The organism is Sphingomonas hankookensis, from assembly GCF_001619955.1.
GTDB lineage: Bacteria > Pseudomonadota > Alphaproteobacteria > Sphingomonadales > Sphingomonadaceae > Sphingomonas > Sphingomonas hankookensis_A.
Genome location: NZ_LQQO01000001.1, coordinates 310,038 through 326,239 on the forward strand (window position 1 = coordinate 310,038; position 16,202 = coordinate 326,239).

At 66.6% G+C, this 16,202-nt stretch carries 16 protein-coding genes; 10 read left to right on the plus strand and 6 right to left on the minus strand.

Annotated elements, in window-relative coordinates:
* Positions 1–45: 45 nt before the first annotated feature.
* Positions 46–1,800: a putative bifunctional diguanylate cyclase/phosphodiesterase gene (locus AVT10_RS01620; RefSeq protein ID WP_084401210.1), complete on the plus strand. Its 1,755-nt coding sequence runs from the start codon at positions 46–48 to the stop codon at positions 1,798–1,800.
* Here the strand turns inward: AVT10_RS01620 and AVT10_RS01625 are convergent.
* From AVT10_RS01625 to AVT10_RS01640, 4 genes are all read right to left on the minus strand, one after another.
* A complete protein-coding gene (locus AVT10_RS01625) occupies positions 1,770–2,906 on the minus strand; it encodes a CCA tRNA nucleotidyltransferase (protein ID WP_232307846.1) in 1,137 nt (378 codons plus the stop codon). The two genes, AVT10_RS01620 and AVT10_RS01625, sit on opposite strands and share 31 nt — an antisense overlap.
* A gap of 62 nt (positions 2,907–2,968) precedes the next feature.
* Positions 2,969–3,559, minus strand: coding sequence for a CoA pyrophosphatase (locus AVT10_RS01630; RefSeq protein ID WP_066687449.1), 591 nt, complete (start codon positions 3,557–3,559; stop codon positions 2,969–2,971).
* Positions 3,556–4,119 carry a DUF1285 domain-containing protein gene (locus tag AVT10_RS01635; protein WP_066687456.1) on the minus strand — a complete coding sequence of 188 codons (564 nt, stop codon included), beginning with the start codon at positions 4,117–4,119 and terminating at the stop codon, positions 3,556–3,558. Before AVT10_RS01635 ends, AVT10_RS01630 begins: the two co-directional genes overlap by 4 nt.
* Positions 4,120–4,160: 41 nt before the next feature.
* The gene (locus tag AVT10_RS01640; protein ID WP_066687458.1) at positions 4,161–4,658 is read right to left on the minus strand and encodes a GNAT family N-acetyltransferase; all 498 of its coding nucleotides are present in this window, start codon (positions 4,656–4,658) and stop codon (positions 4,161–4,163) included.
* Positions 4,659–4,796: 138 nt separating this feature from the next.
* Between AVT10_RS01640 and AVT10_RS01645 the strand changes: the two genes are divergently transcribed.
* Together AVT10_RS01645 and AVT10_RS01650 are read left to right on the plus strand one after the other, a co-directional pair.
* The gene (locus AVT10_RS01645) at positions 4,797–5,168 is read left to right on the plus strand and encodes a dihydroneopterin aldolase (RefSeq protein WP_066687460.1); all 372 of its coding nucleotides are present in this window, start codon (positions 4,797–4,799) and stop codon (positions 5,166–5,168) included.
* Positions 5,165–5,914, plus strand: coding sequence for an SDR family oxidoreductase (locus tag AVT10_RS01650; RefSeq protein WP_066687462.1), 750 nt, complete (start codon positions 5,165–5,167; stop codon positions 5,912–5,914). The genes AVT10_RS01645 and AVT10_RS01650 overlap by 4 nt, the downstream gene beginning before the upstream one ends.
* A gap of 7 nt (positions 5,915–5,921) precedes the next feature.
* Here the strand turns inward: AVT10_RS01650 and AVT10_RS01655 are convergent, their stop codons facing one another.
* Complete coding sequence (locus tag AVT10_RS01655) at positions 5,922–6,782, minus strand: hypothetical protein (protein ID WP_066687467.1); 861 nt, start codon at positions 6,780–6,782, stop codon at positions 5,922–5,924.
* Positions 6,783–7,006: 224 nt separating this feature from the next.
* Here AVT10_RS01655 and AVT10_RS01660 point away from each other — a divergent pair, with 224 nt between their 5' ends.
* From AVT10_RS01660 to AVT10_RS01680, 5 genes are all read left to right on the plus strand, one after another.
* A complete protein-coding gene (locus tag AVT10_RS01660) occupies positions 7,007–7,699 on the plus strand; it encodes an energy transducer TonB (RefSeq protein WP_066687468.1) in 693 nt (230 codons plus the stop codon).
* Between the two features lie 85 nt (positions 7,700–7,784).
* On the plus strand, positions 7,785–8,579 hold the full coding sequence (locus AVT10_RS01665) for a MotA/TolQ/ExbB proton channel family protein (RefSeq protein WP_066687469.1): 795 nt from the start codon (positions 7,785–7,787) through the stop codon (positions 8,577–8,579).
* A gap of 76 nt (positions 8,580–8,655) precedes the next feature.
* On the plus strand, positions 8,656–9,141 hold the full coding sequence (locus AVT10_RS01670; RefSeq protein WP_066687470.1) for an ExbD/TolR family protein: 486 nt from the start codon (positions 8,656–8,658) through the stop codon (positions 9,139–9,141).
* 12 nt (positions 9,142–9,153) lie between these two features.
* On the plus strand, positions 9,154–9,582 hold the full coding sequence (locus AVT10_RS01675; RefSeq protein WP_066687471.1) for an ExbD/TolR family protein: 429 nt from the start codon (positions 9,154–9,156) through the stop codon (positions 9,580–9,582).
* A gap of 150 nt (positions 9,583–9,732) precedes the next feature.
* Entirely contained in the window at positions 9,733–10,104 is a 372-nt protein-coding gene (locus AVT10_RS01680) for a tetratricopeptide repeat protein (RefSeq protein WP_232307826.1), read from the plus strand.
* 586 nt (positions 10,105–10,690) lie between these two features.
* Here AVT10_RS01680 and AVT10_RS01685 read toward each other — a convergent pair.
* Entirely contained in the window at positions 10,691–12,985 is a 2,295-nt protein-coding gene (locus AVT10_RS01685; protein WP_084401252.1) for a glycoside hydrolase family 3 N-terminal domain-containing protein, read from the minus strand.
* Positions 12,986–13,257: 272 nt separating this feature from the next.
* Here AVT10_RS01685 and AVT10_RS01690 point away from each other — a divergent pair, with 272 nt between their 5' ends.
* Both AVT10_RS01690 and AVT10_RS01695 read left to right on the plus strand, forming a co-directional pair.
* Positions 13,258–14,313 carry a LacI family DNA-binding transcriptional regulator gene (locus AVT10_RS01690; protein ID WP_066687480.1) on the plus strand — a complete coding sequence of 352 codons (1,056 nt, stop codon included), beginning with the start codon at positions 13,258–13,260 and terminating at the stop codon, positions 14,311–14,313.
* Between the two features lie 410 nt (positions 14,314–14,723).
* The gene (locus tag AVT10_RS01695) at positions 14,724–16,133 is read left to right on the plus strand and encodes a sugar porter family MFS transporter (protein ID WP_066687484.1); all 1,410 of its coding nucleotides are present in this window, start codon (positions 14,724–14,726) and stop codon (positions 16,131–16,133) included.
* Positions 16,134–16,202 lie beyond the last annotated feature (69 nt).

Below are 16,202 nucleotides of genomic sequence, written 5' to 3' on the forward strand. Positions count from 1 at the left end.
TTCGGTTTCAGAAGCTTTTAACCTCCGTCGGCCATAGCGGTAGCAATGGCGTTCGGCAGGCAGATATTTTCGGCGTTCAGGTCGCAGGCGTTCCCGATCCCGGAGCAGGGCGTGCGGATTCCGTTCGCCGACCTGTCCGCCTGCCAATTGGACGCGACGCCCGCGCTCGATCCGCGCGAAGCCATTCTCGACCTGTTGCCGGTGCCGACGGCGATCGCGTCGGTCGTATCGGGCGCGGTCGTGTTCGATACGGTGAATATCGCCTTTCGCGCGGCCGGCTTTGCGGCGCGTGAAGGGCGGGCCGCGCTGCTGAACGAAATCGGCGACCAGATTCTCGTGTTCCTGCTGTCGGGCGATACCCGGCGGCGGATGGCGCTGCGGCTCGGTGATGCGGTCGATAGCCGCCATTATGACGTGACGCTCGCCCGGCGGGAGGAATCGGCCGGTACGCCGCGCTGTATCATGTCGCTGGTCGACCAGACCCCGGAACAGCGCACCGAAACCAGCCTGCGTCGCGAAATGAACACCGATTCGCTGACCGGCCTACCGAACCGCACAGGCTTCGGCGATCTGGTCGAGGAACGCGTCGCGACGGGCGACCGGGCGCGCTATGCGGTGCTGGCGATCAACCTCGACCGGTTCAGCCGGGTCAATGCCTGTATGGGATCGCTGTCGGGCGACGAATTGCTGATCTCCGTGGCGCGCCGGTTCAAGGGCGTACTGCGCAGTTCCGACGTGCTGGCGCGGACCGGCGGGGACGAGTTCGCCGTGCTGTTGGGCCTGCGCGACGGGGCCGACGACGCGCTGCACGCCGCGACCCGGCTGCAACAGGCGTTGATCCAGCCGTTCCAGCTGTCCGACTTCACCATTCGGGTCGAATGTTCGATCGGCATCGCGTTGGCCGAGGATAGCGATGCCGAGGCGGAGGACGTGATCCGCCACGCACAGTTCGCGGTCAAGCGATCGAAACGGACCGGCCAGACCGAGGTCTATCGCCCGCACCTGTTCGACATCGTGCGCAGCCAGTTTTCGATCGAGACCCAGCTGCGGCATGCGCTGGAGGCGCGCCAGCTCCACCTCGCATTCCAGCCGATCTGCGACCTGTCCAACGGCCGGATCAGCAGTTTCGAAGCGCTCGCCCGCTGGCGGACGGCCGAAGGCGAAAACATCTCGCCGGTCGATTTCATCCCGGTCGCCGAGGAATCGGGCCTGATCGTCCCGCTCGGCCGCTGGGCGATGGACGAGGCGGCGCGCACGCTGTCCGACTGGGACCGGATGGCGGGCGGCGATTGTGGCGCACGGATGGCGGTCAACCTGTCGGCGGTGCAATTGCAGCGCGACAATGTCGAGGCGATGTTCGCCGAGGTGCTGGCACAGCACCAGCTGTCCGGCCACCGCTTCACCATCGAACTGACCGAAAGCGCGTTCGTCGTCGATCCCGACCGGACGCTGCGGACCATGCTGGCGCTGAAGGAAATGGGCGCGCAGATCGCGATGGACGATTTCGGCACCGGCTATTCCAACCTCGCCTATCTGCAGAAGCTGCCGATCGACAAGCTGAAGATCGACCGCAGCTTCATTACCGGCATGCTCGCCGATCGCGACAAGGTGGCGATCGTGCGCGCGATCCTCAGCCTTGCGCAGGCGTTGGGGCTGCGGACGACGGCCGAGGGGATCGAGACGCAGGAGCTGGAACACACGCTGGTCGCGCTCGGCTGCGCCTTCGGGCAGGGCTATTTCTATTCGCGGCCGATCGATGCGGACGCGGCTTACGCGTTGCTGCTCGCCCGCAACGCCTGATCCACCACGGCATCGGCGATGGCCGCGGTCCGCTCGGCGTCGGGGAAACCCTCGGCGATCCAGCGATCCTCGACCTGCCGCAGCGCCCGCGCAACGTCGGGGCCGCGCGCTAGGCCGCGTTCGACCAGCGCCCCGCCAGTCAGCGGCAGGCTCGGCCGCGTCCAGCCGGCGACCTTCTCCGCCGCCGCCGGATCGCCGGTCAGCAGCAGGCGGTCGACGGCGCTCTCCACCCCCAGGCGATAGCCCAGCGCCAACGGATGGTCAGCCGCGTCGCCCAGCGCAACGGCGACGCGCTTGCGCTGGGCATTGGACAGTTTAAGCCGGGCGGTGACCCCTTCCGCATTGCCGGTATCGAGCAACGCGGCGAGGCGACGGATCGGGTCGGGCGCGAGGCCCGCCGCCGCTTCTGCCGCGACCAGTGCGGCCAGACGGTCGACCGCGGCTCCGTCGAGTTCGGGCAGCACCGGTTGCCAGATCGCGTTATCGACCATCAGCCACAGCACGCCGACCGCATCGCGCGCGACCAGGAGCTTGAGCAGTTCGTCGGCGATCCGCTCCCGCGACAGCGCCATCAGGTCGTTGGCCCGCGCGACGCAGGCCGCCAATCCCTCGGCATCGGGCGTATCGCCGAACCGCGCGAGGAAGCGGAAGAAGCGCAGGATGCGCAGATGATCCTCGGCGATACGGCGCAATGGATCGCCGATGAAGCGGACGCGCCCGGCGCGCAGGTCGGCGATCCCGCCGAAATAATCGTGCAGCCGATGATCGCCCATGTCCGCGTAGAGCGCGTTCATCGTGAAATCGCGGCGGGCGGCATCGGCCTGCCAGTCGTCGGTGAAGGCGACCTCGGCATGCCGGCCGTCGGTGCTCACGTCGCGGCGCAGCGTCGTCACCTCGACGACCGTGCCGTCGGCGACCGCGGTGATCGTGCCATGCACGATTCCCGTGGGCACCGCCTTGATTCCGGCGGCCTGCAGCCGGCGGACGACTTCCTGCGGCGGATGGATCGTCGCGACGTCGATGTCGGCGACCGCAAGGCCCAGCAGCGTGTCGCGCACCGCGCCACCGACATAGCGCGCCGCGCCCTCCTCGGCACCGAGCGCCATGGCCAGCCGGTCGAGGCCGGGCCGCTGCGTCCAGTCGGCGGGGGGCAGGGTGGTGGGTTCGTTCACGGCCATGTCAGTCTTTGCGCCAGGTTGACGATCATCGCCGCCGTCGCACCCCAGATGCGCCGTTCGCCGAAGATCAGTTCGTAATAATGCCGCTCGCGCCCGTCATGCCACCGGCTGCCCCGCCCGTGATTGGCGGCGTCGAGCAGAAAGGCGAGCGGGACTTCGAAGATCGCGTCCACCTCGCGCGGGTTGGCGACGAGCGGCAGGTCGGCCGGCACGGTCGCCAACACCGGCGTCACCTCGAACCCGGTCACCGTATGATAGCGATCGAGCGTCGCGACCACCTCCGCCGTGCCGATCGGCAGCGCGATCTCCTCGGCCGCCTCGCGCAGCGCCGCGTCGACCGGTCCCGCGTCAGCCGGATCGATACTGCCGCCGGGAAAGGCGACCTGACCGGCATGGGTGCGCAAATCGCCGGTCCGCTGCGTCAGCAGCACGCCGGGTTCCGGGGAATCGGTCACCGCGACCAGCACCGCCGCCGCGCGCCATCCGCCCTCGGGCATCGGCGCCTCGCCGTTCAGGTCCCCCACCAGCAGCGGTCCGGCGGGCGCCGCGAGCCGCGCCCGCAGCCGCTCCGCCAGCGTCATGCCGGTTCGAACGGAAAGAACGCGCCCTCGCTCCACAGCCCGCGCCGCCCGTCCGGCCCCTCGACCAGCTGCTCGACCAGCTCGTAGAATACGGTCCGCGCGATCAGCGCATCCATCCCGCCGCGAACCCGCAGATAGGGCCGGGGCGCGTCCGCCGTCCCCTCGATCCGGATCGGATGCTCGGCATCGGCGACCGCGACCTCGTCGGTGTTCAGGCGAAACGCGATGCGGCCCTGATCGCCTTCGCCCGACAGCTTCGCCTCGACCGCGACGAACGGTGCGTCGTCGACCGTGATCGACAGTTTTTCGACCGGCGTCACCAGGACATGGGAGCCGTCGGGTTCGCGCCGCAGGATCGTCGCGAACAGCCGCACCATCTCCGCCCGGGCGATCGGGCTGCCCTGATGGAACCAGCTGCCATCGGCGGCGATCCGCATCTCGCTGTCGCCGCAATGCGTCGGGTTCCAGCGATCGACCGGCGGCAGCTTCGCCTCGGCGGCAAGGCGCGCCACCTCAGCAAGCGACAGCGAAGCGAAATCGGCGGGGGGCTGCATGGGCATGGGAAATCCGTTAGCTCGCTCGGGGCGCCCGCGACAAGGGGTCAGGCGACGAGCGACAGGCGCGGCGCGAGCATGCCGTTTCGCAGCGGCACGTCGCCCCGCGCCAGCACCCGCGCCGGATCATACGGCCCGGGCATACGCCATCCGCCGGTCCGCTCCACCGTAAACCCGAAGCGCGCATAATAAGGTGCATCGCCGACCAGCATCAGCGGCGCATCGTCGCCCGCCGCCGCGATTGCCCGCTGCATCAGGTCATGACCGATCCCGGTGCCCTGCCGATCGGGCGCCACCGCCACCGGGCCGACCATGGTCAGCGGCAATACGTCGCCGTCATCCCCCTCCAGCTGCACCGGCCAGCACTGGATCGCACCGACCAGCCGCCCGTCCTCCACCTTCGCAAAGCTCAGATGGCCGATCGGCGACAGCCCTTCGCGCACCCGATAGGCGGTGCGTCCATGCCGGTCGGGTCCGAAGGCGGCATCGAGCAACGCTTCGACATCGGCGGCGGGGACGGAGGCAAGGGGCAGCAGGTCGGGCAAATTCGGTCCAGTCGATCGGGTATGAAAACGCGCCTGTACCGCCCCGTCGGCGTCGCACAAGCGAAGATTGGCGAACGGCTTACGCGCCCGCCGGCTTCTGCTATCGCGCGGATATTCCCTTTCGATGACAGGTGCCGTTTGCACGATTCGCTTCAACTGGAAGTCCACGACATCGAAGTGAATGTCCTGACGGGCATTTACTCCGAGGAAACCCATCTGCCGCAACCGTTGCGCATTTCGATGACGGTCGATCTCGACTGTCCGGAGCGCTTCACGCCCGACACGCCGCTGTCCGCCTCGAAAAGCTATATGGACCTGAAGGAAGCGGCAACCAGCTCGCTGCCGCCCGGCGTCCATTTCACCCTGATCGAAGGGGTCGCGGACCATATCGTCGATACGCTGTTCATGTCCGACCCGCGCGTGCAGCGGGTAAAGATCCGTATCGTCAAGCTGGCCATTGCCGAAGCGGGCGAATCGATCGGCGTCACCATGGTCCGGCACCGGCGGTGAGCCGCCCGCTGGCGCTGATTACCGGCAGCTTCCGGCGGCTGGGCGGGCATATCGCCGGGCGGCTGGCGCAGGCGGGTTATGACGTGGCGCTCCACGCGTCGCATGCCGGCGAGCCGGAGGCGGAGGTCACCGCGACCATTGCGGCCGCCGGTGCGACGCATCATTGCTTCGCCGCCGATCTGGCCGATGGGGACGCGACGCAGGGGCTGATCCCGGCGGTCGCGGCGCGGTTCGGGCGGCGGGTCGACCTGCTGGTCAACAATGCGTCATGCTTTCGTGCCGACGATGCGAGCCATCCGACGCCGGAATCGCTGACGTCGCATTTCGCGGTCAATGCCGCTGCGCCGTTCGTGCTGGCGACCAAGCTGGCGGAACAGGGTGGATGCGTGGTGGTCAACATCCTCGACCAGCGCATCGCCCATCCGCACCGCGATCAGCTGGCCTATACCGTGTCGAAACAGGCGCTGGGTGAAGCGACGCGAACGCTGGCGCTGGCGCTGGCGCCGGCGGTGCGGGTCAACGGCGTCGCCCCCGGGCTGACCCTGGCGACCGACGACTATAGCCCGGAACAGGTCGATCGGCTGGCGGCGCTGATGCCGCTCGGCCGGCTACCCGATATCGATCAGGTCGCCGATGCGGTGCTGTTCCTCGCCCGTGCGGAGGCGTCGACCGGACAGACGCTGTTCGTCGATGGCGGCGCCGGGCTGGTCTGGTTCGAACGCGACTTCGTGCACCTCGCCCGCTGAGGCGAGGTCAGCCGGTGCGTCCGTCGTCGCACCGGCCCAGCGATTCGCGCACGAACGCATAATCCTCGCGCGCGATCGCGGCATTGTCCGCATCCTGCGACTGCAGGCTGGTGTCGGGCAGCGCATCGGGCAAGCCGCAGCTCAGCCGATACCAGGCCAGCGTATCGGGCTTCGGCGCGCCGCCGGCCTCGTCGATGATGTCGCCCAGCGACAGCGCCCAGCGCTTCTGCTCGCCCGGACGGCGCAGGATCAGCAGCGACACCGGTGCTCCGGTGGTCGTTTGCAGGAAGATCTGCGTCTCGCCTTCGCCCGGCAGCGTGCCCGGTACGTGGAACGCATTGCCGATCCCGGTGATCGCGGGCGGTGCATCCGGCGCGATCACCTCGCGCACGACGTCGCGCACCCGCTGGTCGAGCGCCGGTGCCCAGGTAAATTGTGCGTCTGGCGTCACCAACTGTACCTGATCGGGACGCCCGGCCACTGCGCGGGCAAAGGCGATGATGCGCTGCCGCTTCAGGTTGGGCGCACGGCCGCGCGGGTCGAACGGGACGTCGACCAGATAGCCGACACGGGCGGGCAGGGGGCCGTTGGCGCGAATCAGCGCACCGACATCGGCGGTGACGTAGAAACGGACATGGCCGGGCGCCAGGCCGGGCGCTTCCGCCGGCGCGATCCGCGCGACCGAGCGAATCGTGGCATCCAGCACGATATCGCTTTCCAATGCCAGCCGCGCGACCCGGGCATAGGGAATGGCCGCCGATTCGCCGATAACGTTAACAGGAACGGGTGGGCCCTGGCGTGCCGACACCGGCGAACATGCGACCAGAAATGCTGAAAATGCTGCGGTGCAGAGCGGGATGCGTTTCATGCAACTGCTCTTAACCCGCGGAAAACCGTGGTTACAGACTTATTTCGGTAATGGCGCGATTGTACGAATGTTTCGTCCGACAAAGCGTTTGCGTCGTTTGTAAGGCCGCGATAGACAATCGCGGTCCGGAATGCCGCGTAGCCCCGGACACGACGGTCGTTGCGTGCCGGTTTCCGCCGGACGGACCGACCCAATGTACCGGGCTAGAGGAGTTTGGTTGCTGAATGGCTTACGCTGACCAAAAAGCAGGTAGTGGCCGGATCGTCGCGCTGATCATCGTGGGTATCCTCCACGTCGTGATCGGGTACGCGTTCATCTCCGGCCTTGCCTACAAATATGTGAAGAAGGTGACTGAGGATACCGAGACGTTCGACGTCGAGGAGCCGCCACCCCCGCCCGAGGAGATTCCTCCTCCCCCGCCGCCGCCTGAACAGCCGCAGCCGCAGTCGCCGCCGCCGGTCGTGACGCCGCCGCCGATCGTCCGTACGCAGGCACCGCCGCCGGTGGTGATCCAGTCGGTGACGACGCCGCCGCCGACCTACGCGCCGATCCCGACGGCCGGTCCGCCTGCGCCGCCGGCTCCGGTTGCGCCGCCGGCGCCGCCCGCGCCCGTGGTCAGCAAGGCCGCAGGTGCGAAGGGCGATCCCGCGCAGTGGATCACCAACGACGACTATCCGCCCAGCGCGCTCAACAGCGGCGACGAAGGTGTGACGGCGATCGCTTGGGACATCAACACGCAGGGTCGTGTCGAAAACTGCCGCGTGACGTCGTCGTCCGGTTCGGCCGCGCTCGATCGCGCCGCCTGCTCGGCGATCACCCGTCGCGGCCGGTACAGCCCGGCGCTCGACCAGTCGGGCAACCCGATCCGTTCGAGTTCGTCGCGTCGCGTCCGCTGGCAGCTGCCGGCCGATCGGTAAGACCGGGTGTCCCGCGACCTTCGGGTCACGGGACGGTCCGGGGCAATATTCTTCAAGAACATATCAGCTCTAAGGAAACTATCCGATGCTCACCCCCATCCTTGCTGCCGGCGCACCTGCCGGAGCTCCGAACTTCGGCTTCTGGGAAGCGCTTCAGCAGGGCGGCGCGATCGCGTTCGGCACGCTGGGTATCCTGGTCATCATGTCGGTCGGCTCGTTCTACATTCTCTTCACCAAGCTGTTCGAACAGCAGAAGATCATGAACCAGGCGAAGCGCGTCCGCGCCACCTTCTGGCAGTCGAACTCGCTGCGTGAAGGCGCCGCGAAGCTCGACAAGAACTCGGCCTATCGCCAGATCGTCGACGACGGCCTCGCCGCGCAGGAACAGCATGGCAAGCTGACCGATCCGGTCGAAGCGCATGACTGGCTGCACGGCTCGCTCGCTCGCTCGGAAGCCTCGATCAACTCGAAGCTCAACGGCGGCCTCGCCTTCCTCGCGACCGTCGGCGCGACCTCGCCGTTCGTCGGTCTGTTCGGTACCGTGGTCGGCATCTACCGCGCGCTCGTGAAGATCGGTGCCGCCGGTCAGGCCGCCATCGGCGACGTCGCCGGTCCGGTCGGTGAAGCGCTCATCATGACCGCCATCGGTCTGGTCGTCGCGGTTCCCGCCGTGCTCGCCTACAACTGGCTGCAGCGCCGTAACAAGTCGATCGCGGAAGACCTGTCGGCCTTCTCGAACGACGTGCTCGGCTACCTCGCCTCGAACGGTGCGGTCCGTCCGACCGTCGCCGCCCGTGGCCCGGCTCCGACCGCCAAGCCGGCAGTCGGCAGCACCACCGCCGGCCAGGCCGGTGGCGTGCCGACCGCTCCGCGCGTCTGATCGCACGGTGCTGATGCCGCCGGGGCCGTGACCGGTCCCGGCGGTTCGATTGAGTAGAAGTGGATAGGATAGCCTCATGGCGATGAGTGTTGGCGGCGGCGGCGATGAAGCCCCCCTCTCGGACATCAATACCACGCCGCTCGTGGACGTCATGCTCGTGCTGCTGATCATCTTCCTGATCGCGGTTCCGGTCGTGGTCCAGCAGGTGAGCGGCCTCAAGGTCCCGAAGGTCGTGTTCGAACCGACGACGACCAAGCCGGAGAACGTCTCGTTGTCGGTGCAGGGCCTCGATGGCCAGTGCGCGGTGTACTGGGGCCTGACCCGGGTCACGGCGGACGAACTGCGCACTCGTGCGGTCAAGAAGCTGGAAGACGAACTGGCCCGTCAGGGTGGCGTCGGCAACCCGAACCTCGAACTGCCCGAAGTGCACATCCGGGGCGACGTGAATACGCCGTATCGCTGCATCGGCGGCACCATCTACACGATGCAGTCGGCCGGGTTCACCAAGGTCGGGTTCATTTCCGAACCGGACCCGAACACCACGCCGCGTACGCGTCAATAGGAGTAGCCTGACATGGCAATGAGTGGTGGCGGTCGCAGCGACGACGAACCGATGATGGACATGAACACGACGCCGTTGATCGACGTGCTGCTCGTGCTCCTGATCATGTTCATCATCACCATCCCGATCCAGAGCCACGCGGTGAAGGTCGACCTTCCGCAGCCGGACAACCGGCCGCAGAACAATATCGACCCGCAGAAGAACAAGATCACGATCAACGCGCAGGGCCAGACCTTCTGGAACGGTTCGCCGGTCGATGAGGTCACGCTGACCCAGTATCTTGATCAGACCGTGGCGATGAGCCCGCAGCCCGAACTGCACTTCCAGCCCGACGCAACCGCGCGGTACGAAGTGGTCGACGGCGTGCTGGCGATCATCAAGCGCGCCAACGTGACGAAGCTCGGCTTCGTCGGCAACGAGCAGTATCGCGGCGATTTCTGATCGCTGATGGCTCGGCCGGTCGAACGGCGGATCAGGGGCGGCCTTCGGGCCGCCCTTTTTTTGTGCCTGCGGCACGCGGCATCGCTTGCGCAACCGTCTTCAAAGTGAAACATTGATGTCATCACGATGTAACAAACAGGAGATGGTATCATGCGAATCGGAACTGCCGCACTGCTTGGCTCGGCGCTGGCGGTGATGGGGATCGCCACCAGCGCGAACGCCCAGCAAGTTGAATACGCGCACGCCGCCATCACCGCCGGCAACCTCACCACCGCCGAACGCACGCTCGAGCGCGAAACCCGCGCCGGTAGCCGGGAACCGGAAGTCCTCCTCAATCTGGCAGCGGTCTATGCGATGACGCAGCGCCCCACCGAGGCGCGCGAACTCTATCTGCGCGTCCTGAATGCCAAGGACGCGTCGCTGGTGATGCCCTCGTCGCAGGTAGCGAGCGCCCACGACGTCGCCCGCCGCGGCCTGCGGCTGCTCGATCAGCCGGGCACGATGCAGATTACTTCGCGCTGATGTCGAACCGATCCGGCATGCCGATCGTGGCAGCCGGATCGGTCGAACCTGCACGGCCAACCCAGACCGGCTTCGTCGGATTGCTCGATCATCTGCCCAGACGACAAGCTACTTTCCTGCGAACCTATGCGATCTCGCAAGTAGCAAATCTTCGAATGCGGCCTGACCCTATCGTTTGAGTCCCGAGCCTCTGCGCGCGCAGTGGTCGTCGCAGATAGAAAGATTGCGAAAGGGAAACCCGCAACTGCGGGGACCGCACGAGCGATCTTTGCGACCCTCGCTACGGGAATACAGTCCCAAGTCGGACTGCACGCTGATCGTCAGGCTAAGAGCAGCCTCAATACCGTCGGCGCGACTGCTGTCGCATTGTGAACCTTCGGTATCACGTCGGGCTGCGAGACGATTGACGCCGGGTCGCCGTCTGCGAGCAGCAACGCCGGACCGTCATCCTAAGGTCGGCTCTGCTGAGTAAGCACCTGGCGTTATTTGATCGATCGTCCGGCAGCGCCGAAGATGAGCGCAACGCTTCCAGTTGCCGGAAGGTCGACAAGCGACCTGCCGGCACCTTTCGCATGTTCGGCGGGAGTTACCGGACGGTCAACGTGGCAGTCTTCAATTGAGTCGAGCTGTTGCCGGTGCTGATGGTGAAGGTACCGGGTTCGACAACATGTTTCATGTCGACGTTCCAGAAGGCGAGGTCGTTCGGCTTCAGGTCGAAGGTGACCGTCCGGCGTTCGCCCGGTTGCAGGGTTACGCGCTGGAAGTGCTTCAGTTCGAGCACGGGGCGCGTTACCGTCGCTTCGTCGTCGCGGACATAGAGCTGGACGACCTCGTCCCCCGCGCGGCGGCCCGTATTAGCGACGTCGACCGACACCCGGACCGTTTCGTCGCGGCCGATCGTCGTCTTGGCGAGCTTCGGCGCGCCGACGGTGAAGCTGGTGTAGGACAGGCCGTATCCGAACGGATAGAGCGGCGCGGTGGTGTCGAACAGATAGCCGCGCCGCGAGGTCGGCTTGTGGTTGTAGAAGATCGGCAGCTGCCCCTCGCTGCGCGGCACCGTCACCGGCAGCTTGCCGCCCGGATTGGCACGGCCGAGCACGACATCGGCGACGGCGTGGCCGGTTTCCTGCCCGAGATACCAGCCCTCGAGGATCGCGGGCGCGGTCGCGTCGAGATAGGTCGCGGCGAGCGGGCCGCCGTTCAACAGCACGACCAGCACCGGCTTGCCGGTCGCGAACAGGCGGCGGGCGAGTTCATTCTGTTCGCCGATCAGGTCGAGTTTCTGCCGGTCACCGAGATGCTGGTCGGCCCAGGCTTCGCGGCTCAATTGTTCGTTCTGGCCGAGCACCAGCAGGATCGTGTCGGCCGACGCCGCCTTGCGCACCGCCTCCTCGATCAGCGGCGCATTCTCGGACGCCGGGACCAGTTCGACCTTGTCGGCGGCCCATTGGCGGCTGCGGGTCAGGCGCACGCCCTCGGCATAGTCGACCGAGAAGCGGCCCTGCGCGGCCTGCTGCATGCCTTCCAGCACGCTCACGACATGCTTGGGCACGTCCGAATAGCCGCCGATCGGGGTGTCGCGGGCGTGGGTGCCGACGACCAGCATCCGGCCGACCTTGGCCGGATCGAGCGGCAGCAGGTTGTTCTGGTTCTTGAGCAGCACCATCGACCGCACGGCTGCTTCGCGGGCCAGCGCGATCGCGTCGGGCGTCGCCGTCTTTGCCTCCGCGGTGCGGGCGTCGGCATAGGGGTTTTCGAACAACCCCATCTGAAACTTCATGGTCAGGATGCGGCGGACCGCGTTGTCGACCTGCGACACCGGCACCTGGCCCGACTTGACCATTGCAGCCAGCGTCGACCAACCCTCGGCATCGGGCAGCTCCATGTCGACCCCGGCGTCGAGCGCGCGGCGGCCGGCGGCGGCCATGTCGGTGCCGTACAGCTTGTGCCGGGTGTTCAGTTCCTTGATCGCGAAATAGTCGCTGACCACCGACCCCTTATAGCCCCATTCGCGGCGCAGCACGTCGTCGAGCAGCCATTTGTTGGCGTGGCTGGGGATGCCGTCGATTTCGTTATAGGATGCCATCACCGCCTGCACCGGCAATTCGGTCACTGCACGCTGGAACGGCGGGAAGAAATTTTCGCGCAGCGTCCGTTCGGAGATGTTGGCCGGGCCGACATTGGTGCCGTTTTCGGGCTGGCCATGACCGGTCATGTGCTTGAGCGTCACCATGACCTTGTCGGCTTTCAACGGCAGCGTCGTGCCCTGGAACCCGCGAATCGCGGCGAGGCCCATTTCGCCGACCAGATGCGGGTCTTCGCCATAGGTTTCCTCGATCCGGCCCCAGCGCGGATCGCGCGCGACGTCGACCACGGGGGCGAGGGCGAGATTGGCGCCTCGTGCGCGCATTTCACGCGCCGCCACGCCGAACACGCGTTCGACCAGCGCCGGGTCCCATGACGAAGCGAGCGCGATCGACTGCGGGAAGCTGGTAGCGCCACGCGCGACATAGCCGTGCAGCGCTTCCTCATGCATGATCATCGGGATGCCGAGCCGGGTGTTCTCGACCGCCCAGCGCTGCGCCGCGTTGATGTAGTCGGCGGTTTCCTGCGCGGTGCGGTTCACCGCGTCCTCCGCGACACCGGCGGCGTTGTTGCTGGCGGTGACGCCGCGCTTGTCCGACGGACGGGTGATCTGGCCGAGGCCGTTGGGGAAGGCACGCGACGCCTTGGCAGCAGAAAAATTACCCTTTGCGTCCTGAATATCGCCCTTCTTTTCCCAGATGCCGATCATCTGGGCGACCTTTTCCTCCAGCGTCATGCGGCGCAGCAGATCCTCGACGCGGGCCGCGACCGGCTGCGACGCGTCCTTGTAGAGCATCTTTTCGGCAGCGGCGGTGCGTGTCGGGCGGTTCTGCGCGATGACGGTGCCGGTGGCGGCGGTCGCGAGCAGGCAGGCGAGCGCAAGGCGGACGGGCTTCGACGCTAGGGTCACGATCTCTCTCCCATGACATTCGGCGTCCGGCGCAGCCGTCACCGTATTTGGTAGCGCTATCAGCTATCGGGCCGCCGGCGATGCGTCAACCGATCGTCGCGATTTGCAATCGGCCCGGCTGCGCCATAATCAGTGATCCGAAGGAGCCAACCATTTTCATGGATAAACCCAGTCGCCGCAGCGGGGGCAGCGTCACGATCCAGGATGTCGCGCGCACCGCCGGCGTATCGGCGATGACGGTGTCGCGAGTCGTGAACGGCGGCGCCAATGTCCGCCAGTCGACCCGCGAGGCGGTGCTGGCGGCGATCGAGCAGCTCAACTATTCGCCGAACAGCGCGGCGCGCAGCCTGGCGGCGGGGGAGGCGGCGCAGATCGGTTTGCTCTATGCCAACCCGTCGATGGCCTATCTGTCGCATTTCCTGATCGGCGCGCTGGAAGGTGCGCGCAAGGTCGGCTGCCATCTGGTGCTGGAGCCGTGCGATGGCGACGGTCCGGAAGCACAGGCGGAAGGCGCGCGGCGGTTCGCGTCGACGCCGGTGCAGGGCGTGATCCTGCCGCCGCCGCTGTCGGATGCCCCGCTGGTGCAGGACGAACTGGACGCGGCGGGCACGCCTTCGGTCGCGGTCGCGGTCGGCATGGCGCAACCAGGCCGCTCGTCGGTTCGCATCGATGATTTCGCGGCGGCCAAGGCGATGACCGGGCATCTTCTGGGTCTGGGCCATCGCCGGATCGGTTTCGTGCGCGGCAATCCGAACAACGGCGCGAGTGCGGAGCGGTGGCGGGGGTTCGTCGCGGCGATCGAGGGCGCCGGTCTGCAGGTCGCGGACATGCCGGTCGAACAGGGGCTGTTCACCTATCGGTCGGGCATCGATGCGGCCGAAGGACTGATCGACCGGGAGGATCGACCGACCGCGATCTTCGCCAGCAACGACGACATGGCGGCGGCGGCGATCAGCGTCGCGCATCGCCGCGGGCTGCACGTGCCGCAGGATGTCAGCATCGTCGGGTTCGACGACACCTCGCTCGCCACCACCACTTGGCCCGAGATCACCACCATCCGCCAGCCGATCGCGGCGATGGCGGAGGCGGCGGTCGAGATGCTGCTGACCCAGGTGCGCGAACGGCGGGCGGGCAACGATGTCGGCGAGGACGAGGACCGGGTGTTGGAGCATGAACTGGTCGTGCGGCAGTCGTGCGGGCCGGTGCCGGAATGATGGCGTAGGCTGGGCCGGTCAACCCGGTCCTGTTGCCACCCCAGACTTGAGACTTTTGTGAAAGTCGCGCGCTATACTAGGAGATCTGCCGTACCCCCGCCTGCGCGGGGGTGCAGCAAGGGGCGAAGGGTTGGGACTTTCGCAGAGGTCTCGACTTGATCCGGGGTCCCGCTTTCTACGGGGGGCGGAGAAGAAGCGGGACCCCGGGTCAAGCCCGGGGTGACAGTGGGAGGTGGGCCTTTTCGACGCCACCGGCACTGGAATGGCGGAGGGGCGATCGGCCTCGCCAAACGTCTTCAGGTAAAATCGGTTTGACGTTCGATTGCGGCGCTTGCAATTATCATAAGAATTCGTCACCGTTACCGCTAACACGTCGCCATGCGCGGCAGTGAGCTTGGGAGTGGACGGGGATGACAGAGGCGAGCGGGGAGCGCGTGAACATCGCGCTTGTCATCGCCATCGTCGCGGTGGCGACGATTGGCGGTTTGCTGTTCGGATATGACAGCGGTGCGGTGAACGGGACGCAGGAGGGGCTGAAGAGCGCCTTCGGGTTGAGCGAGGCGGGGCTGGGCTTCACGGTCGGCTCGCTGCTGATCGGTTGTTTCGTCGGTGCGTTTCTGGCGGGCAAGCTGGCCGACGCGATGGGCCGCCGCAAGGTGATGATGCTCGCCGCGATCCTGTTCCTCGTCGGCGCGCTGGTCCAGGGGTTCAGCCATGTCCAGCTGCTGTTCGTCGTCGCGCGCTTCATGGGCGGCATGGCGGTCGGCGCGGCATCGGTGCTGTCGCCCGCCTATATTTCCGAAGTTGCCCCCGCCAATATTCGCGGGCGGATGACGACGATCCAGCAGATCATGATCATCACCGGCCTGACCGCCGCGTTCGTCGTGAACTATTATCTGGCCGCCGCCGCGGGCGCCTCGACCGAAATCTGGTGGGGCGGCTATGAGGCGTGGCGCTGGATGTACTGGATGCAGGCGATCCCGGCGGCAGTGTTCCTGGTCGCGTTGCTCTTCATCCCGGAAAGCCCGCGCTATCTGGTGCAGAAGGGGCGTCTCGACGAAGCGCGCATCGTGCTGACCCGGCTGTTCGGGCCGGCAGCCGCGGCGGTGAAGATCCGCGATATCGAGGCGTCGTTCAGCAAGGATCACCGTCCGCAGCTTCGCGACATCATGGACCCGGTGAAGGGCGGCATCCGCCCGATCGTCTGGGCCGGCTTCGTGCTGGCGGTGTTCCAGCAGCTCGTCGGCATCAACGTCATCTTCTATTATGGCGCGACCCTGTGGCAGCTGGCCGGCTTTACCGAAGACCAGTCGTTGCAGATCAACATCCTGTCGGGTGTCGTGTCGATCGCGGCCTGTTTCGTGACGATCGCGCTGGTCGACCGGATCGGGCGCAAGCCGTTGCTGCTGATCGGTTCGGCGGGCATGGCGGTGACGCTGTGGGCGCTGGTCTATTGCTTCCACAACGGCACGCTCGACGCGGCGGGTAAACTTCAGCTGTCGGCGGAACTCGGCACGCTCGCGCTATGGGCGGCGAACCTCTACGTCGTGTTCTTCAACGTCAGCTGGGGCCCGATCATGTGGGTCATGCTGGGCGAGATGTTCCCGAACCAGATGCGCGGATCGGCGCTGGCGATCTGCGGCTTTGCCCAGTGGTTCGCCAACTATCTGATCGCGCAGAGTTTTCCGGTGATGGCCGCCGGCCTGGGTCTGACGATCACCTACAGCTTCTACGGCATCTGCGCCGTCATCAGCTTCTTCCTCGTCCAGAAGTTCATTCATGAGACGAAGGGCAAGGAGCTGGAGGACATGCAGGGCTGAGAATCTGCGTTACGCGTAACCTTCGCTACCTTCGGCCCCGCGCGTTGCGGGGCCTCTCGACCGAGTGGA